This window comes from Flavobacterium ginsengiterrae (assembly GCF_039539785.1).
Classification (GTDB): Bacteria; Bacteroidota; Bacteroidia; order Flavobacteriales; family Flavobacteriaceae; genus Flavobacterium; species Flavobacterium ginsengiterrae.
In genome coordinates, this window is the sequence record NZ_BAABDU010000011.1 from 227,375 (window position 1) to 245,260 (window position 17,886).

Consider the following 17,886-nt stretch of genomic DNA (forward strand, 5'->3'; position numbering starts at 1 on the left):
CTTTTAAATAAAAAGAAAATTTGGAGAAAACTGTACTAAATTATTCAATCAAAGGCGGATTATTAAATATTGTGTGGAATCTGGTGTTTGTGGCATTGGGTTTTTATCTTTTGTCATTGATAAATTTCGAAAAGATTACATTTAAGTTTGCTGATTTAGCTTTGCCAGTTGTTGCGGTTGTCTTTATTATCGTTTACGGTAAAAAAGCGGTCATGACACTTTTCAATTTTGATAAAAGAATAATATTTTCACAAGAAGGAATAGAACTCAACAAGACATTTTTTGAATGGAAAGATATTATTTTTCCAAGAGTTATTGCTAAAACAGAACATACGGCAAAGTACAATCTGTCATATAAGGAGTTTTATTTGTGTTTTGTTTACAAGCAGAAAACGATCGAAATAAAAATAGACGATTATAATGTAACTGAAAATGAAATAAAAGAACTCATAAAAAAGTATACTCCAAAATTTTCTCCAGAACCAATAATTGAAAACACAATGACTTATAATCCAATACACAATTTTGACCAGATTATAACTCTCGATCATTATTATGATCTTGAATACGAAGATTCTGAAGAAGCAATAAAAGACGTTCAGAAATTAGCGGTAAAAGATCTGGAAGCGGTAAAGCGTTTTTGTGAAAATAATCTTTATACACAGCCCGATAAAGTTAAGTTTGTCTACTACGCCTTGAGTGAGGATGAAGATCTTGATAAATGGGCAGATTTTCTTTCGGACGAATTCAGCAGGGTTTATCAAATAGGATTGGACAAGAATCGTGTTATAGAACTTTCTTCTGTTATTAATGAAATTTTAGTCGAAACTCTAGATACGTATCCTGCAGAAAGAGTTAGAGAAACATTATTGAAAGGTTTGGATCATAAAGATGTTGCCACTCGTTTAAATGCTTTAGAATTTTTGGAATATTGGATTGATGACTCCGTTTTGAAAAATAATCCATCTATAGTATCGAAACTGAGACAAAAGTTGAAAGATCCTGAATGGAAAATGCGTTGGAAAACCAGTAAATTATTAGAACAAAATAAGATTGCATTTGAAAGTTTGAGTACGTTGGATAAATTGAAAAGGTTTATTAATCCTTAAACTGAGAATTAGCTTCGGAGAAGCTTAATATTTATAGCAAAATATATCTCCGAATAACACAAGCTCCAGCGGAGCGACACATTTTGAAAATATATGTCACCCCGCTGGGGCTTAATAAACATATCTTTGTAAAATCTATAAATATATCGCCCCGCTGGGGCTTATGAAACATACTATTATAATATTCTATAAATATGTCGTCCCTCTGGGACTGAATGTACTTACGATTATTAAATCTATAAATATTTTATCCCTCTGGGATCTGACATTATAATACCATGAAAAAGTTTTTTTTACATCTTACCCTAATCATTTCACTTTTCACCCTTTCGGCGAAAGCTCAAAACAAAATTATTGTAAGTGATTTGAAATGCGAAATGCTTAGCAATCCAGAAGGAATTGACGTTTTACAGCCAAGACTAAGCTGGAAAATAAAAGCCGATGTAAAAGATGTAAAACAAACTGCTTATCAAATTATTGCTTCTTCCAGTTTAGAAAAACTAAATGCCGGAAATGGCGATTTATGGAACAGTGGAAAAATACAAAGCGACGCATCTGTAAATGTAATTTATAATGGAAAAAAACTTGAAAACAGACAAGACGTTTACTGGAAAGTGACGGTTTTTACAAACAAAGACGAAATTCAATCGAAAGAAAATGCACATTTTAGCATTGGAATTCTGACTTACGCGGATTGGAAATCAACACGATGGATTGGGTATGAAAAAACTTCGCCAGGCGATAGCATTTCGCAGTATTCTCGATTATCAGCACGTTATCTACGAAAAGAAATCAACCTGAAAAAGAAAGTCAAAAATGCTAAAGTCTATATCATGGGAATGGGCTTATACGAGCTTTATATTAACGGAAATAAAATCGGGGATCAGGTTTTAGCGCCCGTTCCGACGGATTATACGAAGAACGTAAAATACAATGTTTTTGATGTGACTTCGCAGTTACAGGAAGGTAAAAATATGCTTGGAACGATTTTAGGAAACGGACGCTTTTTTACCATGCGTCAGGATTATAAACCGTATAAAATCAAAACATTTGGGTATCCTAAAATGGCTTTGCAGTTATTTTTAGAATATACAGATGGAAGCAAAGATGTAATCCGTACAGATGATTCGTGGAAAATTACAACTGACGGCCCCATTTTATCGAACAACGAATATGACGGTGAAGAATACGACGCTCGCAAAGAAATGGAAGGCTGGAACACCATTAATTTTGATGATAAAAAATGGCTCTCTGCTGAATATGTACAGGAACCAGGCGGATTTTATGAAGGTCAGATGTCGGCAAATATGAAGGTTAAACGTGAAGTAAAACCGATTTCCATCAAGCAGACACCAAAAGGAACTTATATCTTGGATATGGGACAGAATATGGTGGGCTGGTTACAATTGAAAGTGAAAGGAAAAAGCGGAGAGAAAATTACGATGAAGTTTGCAGAATCGCTTCAGCCGGACGGTTCGTTATACATTGCCAATTTGCGTGATGCGAAAACGACTGATATTTATACGTTAAAAGGCGAAGGCGAAGAAGTTTGGGAACCACGTTTTATTTTCCACGGATTTCGATTTGTTGAAATTTCGGGTTTTACAACCAAACCGACTTTAGAAAATTTCGTTGGAAAAGTCGTTTACGATGACATCCAAACAACAGGAACTTTCGATTCTTCGAACCCGATCATGAATCAGATTTTTAAGAATGCTTGGTGGGGAATCAGCGGTAATTACAAAGGAATGCCAATTGACTGTCCGCAAAGAAATGAGCGTCAGCCTTGGTTGGGAGACAGAACAACGGGCGCTTATGGCGAAAGTTTCTTGTTTGATAACCAGACTTTATATGCAAAATGGTTAGACGATATTAAATATTCACAAACTATTGACGGCGGACTTCCAGATGTAGCACCTGCTTTTTGGCGTTATTATGGCGATAATGTGACTTGGCCTGGAACTTACATTACAGTTGCAGATATGCTGTATCAGCAATTTGATGATGCAAAAGTGGTAGAAAAACAATATCCATACATGAAAAAATGGATGGATTATATGGAAGAAAATTATTTGGTTGATGATATCATGACCAAAGATAAATACGGCGATTGGTGTGTTCCGCCAGAATCGTTAGAATTAATCCGTTCGAAAGATCCAGCTCGTTTAACAGACGGCGAATTGATTTCGAGTGCGTTTTATTATCAGTTGTTGAATATCATGAAGAAATTTGCGGTGATTGCTCATCAGGAAAAAGATATTCAGCATTACGATGAATTGGCTTCAAGAATTAAAAAATCATTCAATGCAAAATATTTGAATGCAGATAAAAACAGTTACGCTAATAATACTGTAACCGCCAATTTATTGCCTTTAACTTTCGGAATGGTTCCAGATGAACTTCAAACCAAAATATTCGAAAATTTGGTACACCAAGTTGAAGTGGTTAAAAATGGTCATATCAGCACAGGTGTTATCGGAACACAATTTTTAATGCGTACGTTAACCAATTTCGGAAGAGGAGATTTGGCTTTCAAATTAGCATCCAACAAAACCTACCCAAGCTGGGGTTACATGGTCGAAAACGGCGCAACGACAATCTGGGAACTTTGGAACGGAAACACCGCAGATCCAGCGATGAATTCTCAAAACCACGTGATGCTTTTGGGTGATTTACTGATTTGGTATTACGAAAATATGGCGGGAATCAAAAGCAATCCTGAAACTCCGGGCTTCAAACAAATAATAATGAAACCTGATTTTAATGCGGGATTGACGTATGTAAATGCTTCGTATGAATCAATTTATGGAACCATTAAAAGCGATTGGAAAAAAAATAAAAAAGGATTGGTTTGGAATATTAGTATTCCAGCTAATACTTCTGCGGTTGTGCATCTTCCAGCGAGCGATATTTCATCAGTTACAGTAAACAAACAAAAGCTGTCTCAATTTTCGGGAACTTATAAAACAGAAGATAAAACTATAGTTCTAACTTTGCCTTCGGGTGATTATGTTTTAAATATACGGTAAATTTTTATTGAAACAACAACTAATGCACTTACATTAGAAGGTTTAATACTATATCGATTCATCAAAGTTTATTCCTCCTCTTTCTGTTCGTGTAAAAGCTTGTCTATCCATATATGTGGGCGGACGTTTTACGACTTGTTTATATCCAGCGCTGTCAAAGCTTATAAAACTGTCTCCAACAAGTTCTATTTGCCAGTGCCAGCTTTTATGCCCATTTTCATAGAGTTTTTCTTTTCTTTTAATATCGCTTATTTCAAGTTCAGGTAAAAAGCTAGTTCCAGAAGCATATTGAATTTTTAAATTGGTAACTTCTCTAAAAATTAAGGCGCAGGGCGCTGTCCAAAAGTAATAATGTGCCGAGTCTTTATCTAATACCCATTTAAAAATATAATCTATGTCAAACAGTAAATCGCTTTGTATGAAGTCATCATAAGCATCTGAATCAAGGGCAAATGCATGTATGAAGCAATCGTGCCATCCCATTTGTTCAAAGTCAATTTCTGTCCAGATATTTTTTTCTAACTCAAATGTTTTCATTTAGTTTATAATTACGCATTATGGAGTAATTTTTTTGCAAATTAAAAAATATAATCAAGAATGTATAGGTAAACACTTTTAAATTGTAGTACTTTTCCTTTTTTTAAATACAGAAGCCTTTTGAAATAAATCATAATAGTAAAAGATTGATTTTAATGGGGATTATATGCAACTTAAAAAAATGAGGCTGTAACGACACTTTCGTCAGGAAATTTTGCGATAAACGTTAAATAATTTGCATTTTTAGCATTTCGGGACAGTACAGGATAGATTGTTAATTTTTTAGTGTTATTTTTACACTTAATAAATATTTTTACCTAAAAAAATGTTGGGTATATATTTATAGTCAGAAAAAATAATTCATAATTTAATTAATAATGAAGATTACAAAATTAGTATTTGTCTTGTTTGGACTTCTCCTTTTAGGAAGCTGTAAGTCGGCTTTAGAAAAAAAGACTTGGAAAGAAGGAATTTTAGTAGATCAGTTTATTTACGATAAAGCGCCTTATCCGTCTTGCCACGCCGTTACAATTGTCGAAGCAACAAATGGTGATTTAGTAGCTTCTTGGTTTGGAGGAACGCACGAAAGACATCCAGACGTTTGTATTTATGTAGCAATCAAACCAAAAGGAAGCGATACGTGGAATGAAGGTGTAAAAGTGGCCGACGGTGTCATGAAAGAAGGTCCAAGATTACCAACTTGGAATCCGGTTTTATATCAAATTCCGAATGGCGATTTAATGCTTTTCTACAAAATCGGACCAAAACCATCTGAATGGTGGGGCGTAATCAGAACTTCATCTGACGGTGGAAAAACATGGTCTGAAGCTCAAAAAATGCCAGACGGTTTCTTAGGACCAATCAAAAATAAACCAGTTTTATTAAGCAACGGAACTTTATTATGTCCGTCAAGTATTGAAGGCGACGGCTGGAGACTTCGAATGGAATCAACTCCTGATTTTGGAAAAACTTGGGTAATGGGCGATACGCTTCCAAGAGGAAAACAAAAAATCAACGCGATTCAGCCAAGTATTTTATTTCACAAAGACGGAAGCATTCAAGCTATCGGAAGAACCAGAAATAGAGCAATTTTTAGCACTTTCTCAAAAGACAACGGAAAAACATGGTCAGATGTGGAGTTAATCGGACTTCCAAATAACAACTCAGGAACGGATGCTGTAACTCTTAAAGACGGAAGACATTTGTTAGTTTACAATCACGTTCTGCCTCCGGGAACAGAAGCCAAAGGCCCAAGAACACCTTTGAATGTTTCAGTTTCTAAAGACGGAATCAATTGGAACGCCGCTTTGGTTTTAGAAGATTCAAAAATCAGCCAATATTCGTATCCATCGATGATTCAAAGTTCAGACGGAATGGTGCATATTGTGTACACTTGGAGAAGAGAAAAACTGAAATATGTAAAAGTTGATCCGAGTAAATTAGTAGCACTCCCAATCAAAAACGGAGTTTGGCCAGGCGAAGAAGGAAAAGTAGTGACAGCGGTAAAAGCAGAAGAAGAGTAAAATTAATTTAAACCATTAAGGCATTAAGGGAATTAAGTTGCAGTGGTTAATCAACTTAAAATTAAGAACATTAAGCTTAATTCTCTTAATTTTCTATTCGCAAAGATTTAAATACAGTAAAGCTTAATTACCTTAATATCTTAATGGTAGAAAAAAAATAACATGAAACTAAATAAAAACTTAATTGTTGCAATACTATTTGTTGCTTCAACAACATTCAACAGCTGTGCAACGGCTCAGGCATCAAAAAACAAACAGCAGTACAAAGTTGCAGTTTGCGACTGGATGATTTTAAAAAGACAAAAATTAGGTTCTTTTGCTTTAGCATCTGAAATTAAAGCTGACGGAATCGAACTCGACATGGGCGGTTTAGGGCAAAGACCCACTTTTGACAGTAAACTAGGTGATCCTGTAGAAAGACAAAAATTCTTAGATAAATCAAAAGAATTAAATGTCGGAATTAGCTCAATTGCGATGTCAGGTTTCTATGCGCAGTCTTTTGCCAAAAGAGAAACCATCGAACCGATGATTAACGATTGTGTAGCGGCAATGAAAAACATGAAAGTAAAAGTGGCTTTTTTACCATTAGGAACAGAAAGTGATTTGACTAAAAATCCAGAACTGCGTCCGATTATTATCGAAAGATTAAAATGGGCAGGAAAACAAGTCGGTAAAATTGGAGGAGTGATTGCAATTGAAACTTCTTTAAGCGCTACAGACGAGAAAAAACTATTAGAAGAAGTCGATTCAAAATACATTAAAAGTTCTTTCAATTTTGCGAATGCCGTTGATAACGGAAGAGATATTGTATCAGAATTAAAAATTTTAGGAAAGAAACATTTAGCGCAGATTCACGCTTCTAACACCGATAAATTTTGGTTAGAAAATGATCCTGCGATCGACATGCTAAAAATCAAACAAACATTGGACGAAATGAAATGGAGCGGTTGGCTGATTGTAGAGCGTTCAAGAGACGTGACACAAGTTCATAATGTAAAAGCCAATTACGGAGCGAATGTCGCTTATTTGAAGAAAGTTTTTCAGAATTAAAAAAATATTTGCCACAGATTAAAAGGATTTTCACAGATTAATTAATCCTTTTAATCTTTTAATCTGTGGCAAAAAAAGATTCTCATTTTTGTCATTTCGAGGAACGAGAAATCTCCGCGAGAAGCTCGACAAAGATTGTCGATTTAGTTTACGGAATTACTTGCGAAGATTTCTCGTTCCTCGAAATGACAAACTAGATGAAAATATATTGATTGCCAAGAATAAAAACAAAACACAATGAAACAATTACAATTACTTTTTTTATTTTTTTACGTCACTTTCGCGCAAGCGCAAAACATCACCATTGTGAGTGATGCCAATGCGCCGAGAGCAAAATACGGTGCAGAAAAATTAGCCGAAACGTTAACTTCAAAAGGGTTTCAGATTACTGCTTCAGACAAACTAAAAAAATCAAAAGACAAAGTAATTGTGATTGGCGAAAAAGGAACCGATTTCTGGAAGAAAAACGCCAAAAGTGCTAAAATAGACGACAGTAAACTCACTAAAAAAGAAGGTTTTCAGATTCGTACTCAAAATAATATCACGTATATCGAAGGAACAGATGCGACAGGAGCGTTGTATGGCGCTTTAGAATTGGTAGATAGAATTAAAGAATCGGGTAAATTTCCATCAGAACTAAATATTGACGACAGTCCGGAAATGGTTTTGCGTGGCGCTTGCATCGGAATGCAGAAACCAGTTTATCTTCCGGGGCGTGACGTTTACGAATATCCGTATACGCCAGAAACTTTTCCTTGGTTTTACGATCAAAAATTATGGATTAAGTATTTGGACATGATGGTTGATAACCGCATGAATTCCCTGTACTTATGGAACGGGCATCCATTTGCTTCTTTAGTAAAACTAAAAGAGTATCCATTTGCAGTAGAAGTAAGCGACGAAGATTTCAAAAAGAACGAAGAAATTTATAAATTCTTAACTGTTGAAGCCAACAAAAGAGGAATCTGGGTCATTCAGATGTTCTATAATATTATCGTTTCTAAGCCTTTTGCTGAACATTACAACATTAAAACTCAGGATCGTTCACGACCAATTACGCCTTTGTTGTCAGATTATACTAGAAAATCTATTGCTGCTTTTATCGAAAAATATCCAAACGTTGGTTTAATGGTTTGTTTGGGAGAAGCGATCAATACGGTTGATGATGACGTAGAATGGTTTACCAAAACAATTATTCCGGGGGTTCGCGATGGTTTGCAGGCATTAGGAAAAACAGAAGAACCGCCGATTATCCTTCGTTCTCATGATACGGACGGACCTTTGGTAATGGAAAAATCGCTTCCGTTATACAAAAACTTATACACAGAAAGTAAATATACTGGAGAATCGTTAACAACTTACACACCGGGTGGACCTTGGGGCGAAACGCACAAACAGTTAAGTTCTCTAAAATCGATTCATATTGAAAACGTACATATTTTGGCGAATTTGGAGCCTTTCAGATACGGTTCACCAGATTTTATCCAGAAAACGGTAAAAGCAATGCACAACATTCACGGAGCAAATGCTTTACATTTGTATCCGCAGGCTTCGTATTGGGATTGGCCGTATTCTGCCGATAAAACCAAAACTGGCGAACGTTTATTAGAAATGGATCGCGACTGGATTTGGTACAAAGCGTGGGCAAGATACGCTTGGGACAGTAAAAGAGACCGAAACGAAGAAATTAAATATTGGGATAACGACTTAGCTTCAAAATACGGAACGAGTCAGGAAGCAGCAAACAATATTCTAAAAGCCTACGAAGAAACAGGAGAAATCGCTCCAAAAACCTTAAGACGTTTCGGAATTACTGAAGGAAACCGTCAAACCTTATTGTTAGGAATGTTCGAAAGTCAGTTGGTCAATCCGTCAAAATGGAGAGTATATCCAGGATTCCACGAATCTTGTGGGCCTCCGGGCGAATTGTTATTGGAATACGCTAAAAAAGAATGGAACAAAGAACCACATTCTGGCGAACTTCCAACGCAGATTATCGCTGAAATTACAGAACACGGAAGATTGGCAGTTGAAGCCATCGACAAAGCTGAAGCCAGCGTAACCAAAGACAAAGAAGAATTTTTACGTCTTAAAAACGATGTACATTGTTATAAAGCTTTCGCCGATTTCTTTTCAGAAAAAGTAAAAGCTGCGATTTTGGTTTTACGTTACAGCTATTCAAATGATATTGCCGATTTAGACAAAGCATTGCCGCATTTAGAAAAAAGCATCGAATACTACGAACTTTTGGTAAATCTAACGAAAGATCATTATTGGTATGCCAACAGTATGCAGACTGCACAACGCCGAATCCCGATTGGTGGAGACGACGGAAACAACAAAACATGGGCAGAATTATTACCGCATTACGAGCGTGAATTGGCGAATTTCAAAAGAAATTTAGAAAAGCTAAAATCATCTAAAGATGGTAAAATCGAAACCAAAGAAGGCAAACCTTGGAAACCAGCCGAAGTAACTTTTATTGACGAAAAACCAGGAAGTTATTTGGTAAAAACAGGAACAAAAGTTTACGGAACAGATATCTCTGAATTAACCAAAATTGCTCCTGAACTTCAAAACCTAAAAGGATTCTCATTCGTAGAAAACGACCAAAACGAAAAAGGAACACATTTGAAGTTTAGAAACACAAAAGCGGTTAAATTAGTAGTCGGCTATTTCAACTCCGATCAAAAAAGGTTTTTGTTACCGCCAAGTTTAGAAACCGATGCAGCAGGAAATGCGCACGGTCAGGCCGAAGTAATTTTGGCAAGCGCCATGAATTTGAAAGACTTACCACGTGTAAACATTCATACGTACACTTTCCAACCGGGCGAAAACAAACTCGATTTAGGCAAAGGAAAAGTATTGATTTTAGGTTTCATCGACGCAGATCAAAATATTACACCGCGTGATGTCGGGTATATCGACGCAGGAGAAAAAGCAGCAATCGACTGGTTATTTTATTAATAATTTGGGCGTGTCCCTCCGGGTCGGGCTTTCGGCTATATCTTTTATTCCGCTCCGCTACATAAAAGGATACCGCCTCAATCCCTCACGCAAACATGATCACAAGAACGTTTCGTCTCCTGCAAGGTTTCCAAAACCTTGTAGGTATCTAAGTTAAACATCACAAAATTCAGACCTACAAGGTTTTGAAAACCTTGCAGGACAACACACAAAAACAACCTTATATAACTTATATGGTTTCAAAAATATGAACAGAATAGTTTTTTTTATTTTTTGTTTTTTCTCAAGTTTTTGCTCTGTTTGGAGTCAGGGCAAAAGTTCAGTGCGTAAAGAAATTTCGCTGAATTCATCTTGGGAGACCGTAATGCTGGATAATCTTCCGCTGAAAGAAGAAGATTTTGTAGAAAATCCAAAAACTGATTCCAATTGGCAAAAGGTAAGTGTGCCTCACAATTGGGATCAGTATTATGGTTTCAGGAGAACAAAACATGGAAATTTACACGGAACAGCCTGGTACAAAAGAACTTTAAAACTGGATAAAATCACATCCGGACAAAAGTTCTTTTTGTTTTTTGAAGGCGTAAGTTCGTACGCAACAGTTTGGGTAAACGGAAAAAAAGCCGGCGAACACAAAGGCGGAAGAACCACTTTTACATTGGATATTTCCAAATTAATTGCTTCAAACAAAGAAAATCAGATTCTCGTAAAAGCATCACATCCATCATTTATTGCTGATCTTCCTTGGGTTTGCGGAGGTTGTTCGGGCGAATGGGGATTTTCAGAAGGTTCACAGCCAATGGGGATTTTCAGACCTGTTTCTTTAGTCATTACAAATGATATTAGAATCGAACCTTTTGGCGTTCATATTTGGAATGACAAATCAGTTTCAAAACAAAAAGCGATTCTGCATACGACAACCGAAATCAAAAATTATAGCACTTCAAACCGAAATTTAACGGTAGAAAATACTCTTTTTGATGCTTCAGGAAAGAAAGTTTCAAGCATTAAAAATCAAATCAAATACAATTCAGGAGAGAAAAAAGAAGTAGCGATGACATTGCCGGAAATTCAAAACCCGAAATTATGGTCGCCTTCAAATCCGTATTTGTATAAACTGGTTACAACCATTTCTGAAAACGGAAAAATCTTAGACCAATTAACAACACCTTACGGAATCCGCTGGGTGAGCTGGCCGGTTAGTCGTGACGGAAAAGACAATCGTTTTTTCATTAATGATGAACCCGTTTTTATCAATGGAGTTTGTGAATACGAACATCAGATCGGAAACAACCATGCGTTTTCAAATGAGCAAATTCATGCCCGAATTGAGCAGATTAAAGCAGCAGGATTTAATGCTTTCCGCGAAGCGCATCAGCCTCATAATTTATTATACCAAAGTGAATTAGACGAAAACGGAATCTTATTCTGGAGTCAGTTTTCGGCGCATATTTGGTACGATACACCAGAATTTAAAGAAAATTTTAAAACCCTTTTACGCGAATGGATTAAAGAACGCAGAAACAGTCCGTCTGTTATCATGTGGGGTTTGCAAAACGAAAGTACCATTCCGAAAGAGTTTGCAGAAGAATGCACGCAGATTATCCGCGAAATGGATCCGTTATCTGAAAAGCAAAGAATCGTAACGACTTGCAACGGCGGAGAAGGAACAGATTGGAACGTTGTTCAAAACTGGTCTGGAACGTATGGCGGAGATCCGTTAAAGTATCATCTCGAAATGACGACGCAGTTATTAAACGGAGAATACGGTGCTTGGCGTTCGGCAGATTTGCATACAGAAGGTGAATTCGATCAAAAAGGAACTTTAAGCGAAAACCGTTTTTCACAGTTAATGGAAATTAAAGTGAGAGAAGCCGAATCGGTTCGTGATAAAATTGCGGGACAATTCAACTGGCTTTTTGCTTCGCACGAAAATCCGGGACGTGTTCAAAACGGAGAAGGATTTAGAGATATCGACAAAGTCGGACCCGTAAATTACAAAGGACTTTTTACGATTTGGGGCGAACCTTTAGATGCGTATTATATGTACCGCGCTAATTACGTTTCGAACAAAACCAATCCGATGGTGTATATTGTTTCGCACACTTGGCCAAGCCGTTGGGAAAGTGTCGGAATCAAAAACGGAATCGATATTTATTCAAATTGTGACGAAGTAGAATTGTTTAATGACGTCAATAAAACATCATTAGGAAAACTAAAAAATCCAGGAATAGGGAAACATTTTCAGTTTAATAATGTCAATGTTCAATACAATGTTTTATATGCAGTTGGTTATGTAAACGGAAAAGCAGTTGCTAAAGATTATATCGTTTTGAATAATCTTCCAAAAGCACCAAATTTAGAAACTTTGACGCCGAATAAAACCGATATTTTAAAAGCAAAAAGCGGTTTAAATTATATTTACAGAGTCAATTGTGGTGGTTCAGAATTTACGGATAGTAATGGAAATACATGGTTAACGGATACTCATAAAAGCGGAAAAAATACTTGGGGTTCTTTATCATGGACAGATAATTTCGAAAAACTTCCTGATTTTTATGCAAGTCAAAGAAGTACTTTCGACCCAATTGACGGAACAAAAGATCAGACTTTATTTCAAACCTTCAGATACGGAGTTGATAAGTTAAGTTATGAATTTCCTGCACCAGACGGTGAATATGTAATCGAATTGTATTTCACAGAACCTTGGTACGGAACAGGTGGCGGACTAGATTGCAAAGGCTGGCGCTTGTTTGATGTTGCCATAAACGATAATGTAGTTTTAAAAGATTTCGACATTTGGGCAGAAGCGGGTCATGATAATGCTTTAAAGAAAACATTAAAAGTAAAAAGCATTGGTGGGAAAATTAAAATTTCGTTTCCAAACGTAAAAGCGGGACAAGCTATTATTTCGGCAATTGCGATTGCGACAAAAGATTATCACGCAAGACCAGCTGAAGAATCGGCTAGAAATATTGAGAACATAAGTTTAGATTCTAAAGATTTTAAAATCGCTTCTTGGCTGGATATTAATTCTAAAGAATATGTAAATTCAGAAGTAGCTTTTACAGAACTTCCGTCAGAAGTTTTTGGAGCAGATTATTTACAGTTTTCTGCTGATTCTAAAGTTTCAGGTTCGTTTACGGCAAAAGAAGAATCGAATGTTTTTGTTTTAGTTGATAATAAAATAAAGACTTTAAATTGGCTTTCAGATTATAAAAAAATAGAAGAAAAAGCGAAAAATAGCAACGGAATTTTTTTTGATGTTTTCACTAAAAAAGTAAAAAAAGGAGAAAAGGTTTCTTTTGATAATTCAGAAACGACGACTTCAATTGTTGTGGTTCCAACTTATGATATGGGTGAAAAAGACGATTCAAGACCAGCCGTAATTATCGAAGCCGAAAAAACAAAAACAACCGGAAGCGGAATCGAAAAAGGGAATTTCAAAAAAGCAGATTACGTTGAATTCACTCAAAAGACAAATAACAGCATTGAGTTTGAAGTAAAACCAGGAGTCGCAGGGATTTATTTAATGCGTTTCCGTTTTATGAATCGAAATGAGATGCCAATGAAAGTAAAATTCAAAATGGAAGACGCATACGGAATTTTAATGCGAAACGACACGATTGAATTTTTCCCTTCACCAGAAAAATGGAAAATATTAAATACAACATCAGGAGGTTATATTAATGCAGGAACTTATAAAATTACTTTGGAAGGAGATGATTTGAAAGGGTTGTTGCTGGATAATTTCGAGTTTCAGTAATTTAGCCGCAAAGGCACAAAGACGCAAAGTTTTAAATTTATAAAGATTTGGATTGTAGAGACGCACCGCAGTGCGTCTCTACGGAAACTTTACGGAATTACTTTATAAAAGAGTTTAGATTAGAATAAAAATAATCGCGCAAAGACGCAGAGTCGCAAAGAAAATTAAACCATATAAGTTATTTAAGTTCATTTTAGACAAAGCTTAAATTCTCTTATATAACTTATATGGTTAAGAAAAAAACTTTGCGGTTTTGCGACTTTGCGAGAGAAAAAAAATAAATATGGTTAAGAAAATTACACTTGCATTTGCAATCTTGTTTTCAACAGCAATAATGGCGCAAAAACAAGCCAGAATTGTAGAAGACTTCAATAAAAACTGGAACTTTAAATTAGGAGATTATCCAGAAGCGGTAAACACAAATTATAATTCAGCTGATTGGAGAACGCTTCAATTACCGCACGATTGGAGTATTGAATTACCTTTTGATAAAGACGCTAAAACCAAACAAGCACAAGGATTTTTGCCTGCCGGAAAAGGCTGGTACCGCAAAGTTTTTAGTATTCCTGCGAACTGGAAAAACAAAACGGTTTCAATTGAATTTGATGGTGTTTTTAAGAACAGTGAAGTTTTCATTAATGGAAAATCATTAGGAATGCGTCCAAATGGCTATATTTCTTTTGGTTATGATTTAACGCAGTATTTGAACTTTGGAAAACAGAATATTATCGCCGTAAAAGTCGATAATGATGCACAACCAAACTCTCGTTGGTACACAGGTTCTGGAATTTACAGAAATGTGAGACTGGTTACTTCGGAGAAATTACATGTTGGAAAGTGGGGAACTTTTGTAACAACTCCAGAAGTTTCGGCAGAAAAATCTAAAGTTAATATTGAAGTTACGATTGATAATGATAATGCATCTTCGAAAGAATTTAAACTGGTTACTTCGATTGTAAATACTGACAATAAAGAAGTGGCGAATTTCACTTCGACAGAAAAAATCGGAGCTAAAACTTCTGAGAAAAAAGTTCACAATCTGGAAGTGAAACAGCCAAAATTATGGAATACCGAAAATCCGTATTTGTATAAAGTGATTACAAAAGTGTACGAGAAATCGAAATTGGTTGACAATTACGAAACACCTTTAGGATTTCGTTATTTCAATTTTGATGCTGAAAAAGGATTTTCTTTGAATGGAGTTCCAACGAAAATATTAGGCGTTTGCCTTCATCACGATAATGGTGCTTTGGGCGCTGTAGAAAACATTCACGCGGTTAGAAGAAAACTGACGTTAATGAAAGAAATGGGAGCCAATGCCATCAGAATGTCTCATAATCCGCATTCTTTGGAAATGATGCAATTGTGTGATGAAATGGGATTCATCGTTCAGGACGAAGCTTTTGATGTTTGGAAGAAGAAAAAAGTAACCAACGATTACCACAAAGATTGGGATGCTTGGCACAAACAAGATTTAGAAGATTTCATCAAAAGAGATCGCAATCATCCGTCAGTTATGATGTGGAGTATTGGTAACGAAATTCGTGAGCAGTTTGATTCAACGGGAATTGCGATTACGAGAGAATTGGCTAAAATCGTAAAATCTTTAGATACAACTCGTCCCGTAACTTCTGCTTTGACAGAAAATGTAATCGAGAAAAACTTTATTTATCAGTCAGGCGCTTTAGATTTATTGGGTTTCAATTACAAACATGAAGATTATAAGGATTTCCCAACTAAATTTAAAGGACAGAAAATATTAGCTTCAGAAAGTGTTTCAGCTTTGGAAACTCGCGGACATTACGATCAATCGGAAGTTATTAAAGCCTGGCCAACTAAACATGGCGCTCCTTTTGACGGAAATGCAGATTGGACGGTTTCGGCTTACGATCAGGTGAAATCGTATTGGGGTGCCACGCACGAAGAGAACTGGAAAACCATAAAAAGTCAGGATTTCATGGCGGGAACTTTTATCTGGACAGGATTTGATTATATCGGAGAGCCAGATCCGTATCCGTATCCGGCAAGAAGTTCGTATTTCGGAATTGTGGATTTAGCCGGACTTCCAAAAGATGTGTATTATATGTACCAAAGCGAATGGTCAAAAAAAGACGTTTTACATATTCTACCACATTGGAACTGGAAAAAAGATCAGGAAATCAACGTTTGGGCATATTACAATAATGCAGATGAAGTGGAACTTTTCTTAAACGGAAAATCGCTTGGAACAAAATCGAAACAAAATGATGATTTGCATATTTCATGGAAAGTGAAGTTTGAACCTGGAATATTAAAAGCGGTTTCCAGAAAGAATGGAAAAGTAGTTTTAGAAAAGGAAATTCACACAGCTGGAGAAGCGTCAAAAATTGATTTGAAAGCCGATAAAACCACAATTAAAAATGATACTTACGATTTGGTCTATGTAACGGTTTCTATGACCGATAAAGACGGGAGTTTAATTCCAAACGCTATGGATTTAATAAATTTTGAGGTTTCCGGCGGAGGAAAATTAGTTGGTGTTGATAATGGTTATCAAGCCAATTTGGATTCGTTTAAAGCCAATTCCTGTAAATTGTTTAACGGAAAATGTATTGCGATTATTCAGTCGAATGGGAAGAAAGAAAATATTCAGTTAAAAGCGACGGCTGGAAATAGAATTCCAGTTTCGTCAATTCAAATAAACGTCAATTAATATGTCGCCCCGCTGGGGCTGTGATACTATTCATGGGATGTTTTTTCTATAAATATTTAGCTTCTCCGAAGCTTTCTATTAAAACATAATATGTACGATTTTAGGTTTTTCGAAGCTTTGCATAGAACATTAAAAAAAAGGATTTTCAGCTCTGGAAGAGCTTAATATTTATAGAAAATATAATTCCAATCCTATAAAAAGCTCCAGAGGAGCGAAATATAAAAGTTTTTAAACCACATAAACAATGTAAGTAATTTTAAGTTTTGGTTTAATTAAACTTATATGGTATTTAACTAATGACGCAAATGACTATTCTCTTCATTTTATAAATTTTGAATTTATAATGTTTCTATAAGAAACTTTTATCCCGCAATTGCGAGTCTTATAAATTTGAGTTTGTTGTTCTTAAATTCAAATTGCCAGTTATACATGTATTCATCTTCAGAATGATAATCGTTAAATTCATCAAAACCTTCAATTATTTTAGAATGGCTCATGTAATTGTAATAGAGATTTATTTCTCTTTTTTCTATAGCTAGTTCATAAACAATTTTTACAAAACCATTGTCTGTCATTACACTATTTAAACCGTTGCTTTTGTAGTAATTAATATCATCCAGATTTATTTTATTGAATACTTTTTTTAGTAGTTCAGCATTTTCGCTTCCATACTGCTGTTCGTACACAAAACCAAATTTTGATTTAAGCTCATCTGTTTGGTTTGTCAAAACTAATTTTTTTAAGGTTTTGAGCTGATTGATAAGTTCCTCCTGTTCGGCTTTCAGCAGCTTAGTCTGGTCTTGTAAGATTTTAATGTTTTGTTTTTCTATTTCTTTTAAAACGATACTTTTATTATTTGCGATGGATTTATACCACGATTTAGTTTCAAAATAGTTTTGAAACCTTGAATTTTCAAACTGATAGCCGTTTCTAGCAAAAATTTCATTCGATAATAACCGAATTTCATCTATGCTTAAATCTTTTATCTGTTCTGTTTTGATGATTTTTACGGCGCAAGCAGAACAATCTTTAAGTGTTTGTGCATTAGATGTAAGATTGAATAGTATAAATAATAAAGCAATTCGGTTCATTTTTTTGATGTTAAGTATTTAGAGTTTCAGTGAGTTTTTAAAGTTTTTCAAATGTGACTTTTAAGAAGCAATTGGTATCTGCGAATATAATTAATAGAATTTATTTTACATTTTTATTATTAGTC

Annotated in this window: 9 protein-coding genes; 7 read left to right on the forward strand and 2 right to left on the reverse strand. The window is 35.4% G+C overall.

The genetic code is table 11. The annotated features are described in order from the left end of the window. The first annotated feature begins 20 nt into the window (after positions 1 to 20). Positions 21 to 1,109: a HEAT repeat domain-containing protein gene (locus tag ABD859_RS23485; RefSeq protein ID WP_345147270.1), complete on the forward strand. Its 1,089-nt coding sequence runs from the start codon at positions 21 to 23 to the stop codon at positions 1,107 to 1,109. A 278-nt stretch (positions 1,110 to 1,387) separates the two neighbouring features. Next, on the forward strand, positions 1,388 to 4,138 hold the full coding sequence (locus ABD859_RS23490; RefSeq protein ID WP_345147271.1) for a glycoside hydrolase family 78 protein: 2,751 nt from the start codon (positions 1,388 to 1,390) through the stop codon (positions 4,136 to 4,138). Positions 4,139 to 4,186: 48 nt separating this feature from the next. On the opposite strand, the gene ABD859_RS23495 is transcribed toward ABD859_RS23490, so the two are convergent. Continuing rightward, complete coding sequence (locus ABD859_RS23495; RefSeq protein WP_345147272.1) at positions 4,187 to 4,675, reverse strand: hypothetical protein; 489 nt, start codon at positions 4,673 to 4,675, stop codon at positions 4,187 to 4,189. Between the two features lie 377 nt (positions 4,676 to 5,052). Between ABD859_RS23495 and ABD859_RS23500 the strand changes: the two genes are divergently transcribed. The 5 genes from ABD859_RS23500 (at position 5,053) to ABD859_RS23520 (ending at position 16,670) form a co-directional block, all read left to right on the forward strand. Beyond that, entirely contained in the window at positions 5,053 to 6,198 is a 1,146-nt protein-coding gene (locus tag ABD859_RS23500; protein ID WP_345147273.1) for a sialidase family protein, read from the forward strand. Positions 6,199 to 6,360: 162 nt separating this feature from the next. Continuing rightward, positions 6,361 to 7,248: a sugar phosphate isomerase/epimerase family protein gene (locus tag ABD859_RS23505; RefSeq protein ID WP_345147274.1), complete on the forward strand. Its 888-nt coding sequence runs from the start codon at positions 6,361 to 6,363 to the stop codon at positions 7,246 to 7,248. 237 nt (positions 7,249 to 7,485) lie between these two features. Then, positions 7,486 to 10,215, forward strand: coding sequence for an alpha-d-galacturonidase (locus ABD859_RS23510; protein WP_345147275.1), 2,730 nt, complete (start codon positions 7,486 to 7,488; stop codon positions 10,213 to 10,215). 322 nt (positions 10,216 to 10,537) lie between these two features. After that, positions 10,538 to 13,978, forward strand: coding sequence for a malectin domain-containing carbohydrate-binding protein (locus tag ABD859_RS23515; RefSeq protein ID WP_345147276.1), 3,441 nt, complete (start codon positions 10,538 to 10,540; stop codon positions 13,976 to 13,978). A 283-nt stretch (positions 13,979 to 14,261) separates the two neighbouring features. Beyond that, entirely contained in the window at positions 14,262 to 16,670 is a 2,409-nt protein-coding gene (locus ABD859_RS23520; RefSeq protein WP_345147277.1) for a glycoside hydrolase family 2 TIM barrel-domain containing protein, read from the forward strand. A gap of 362 nt (positions 16,671 to 17,032) precedes the next feature. Here the strand turns inward: ABD859_RS23520 and ABD859_RS23525 are convergent, their stop codons facing one another. Next, complete coding sequence (locus ABD859_RS23525) at positions 17,033 to 17,761, reverse strand: YARHG domain-containing protein (protein ID WP_345147278.1); 729 nt, start codon at positions 17,759 to 17,761, stop codon at positions 17,033 to 17,035. Positions 17,762 to 17,886: the final 125 nt, after the last annotated feature.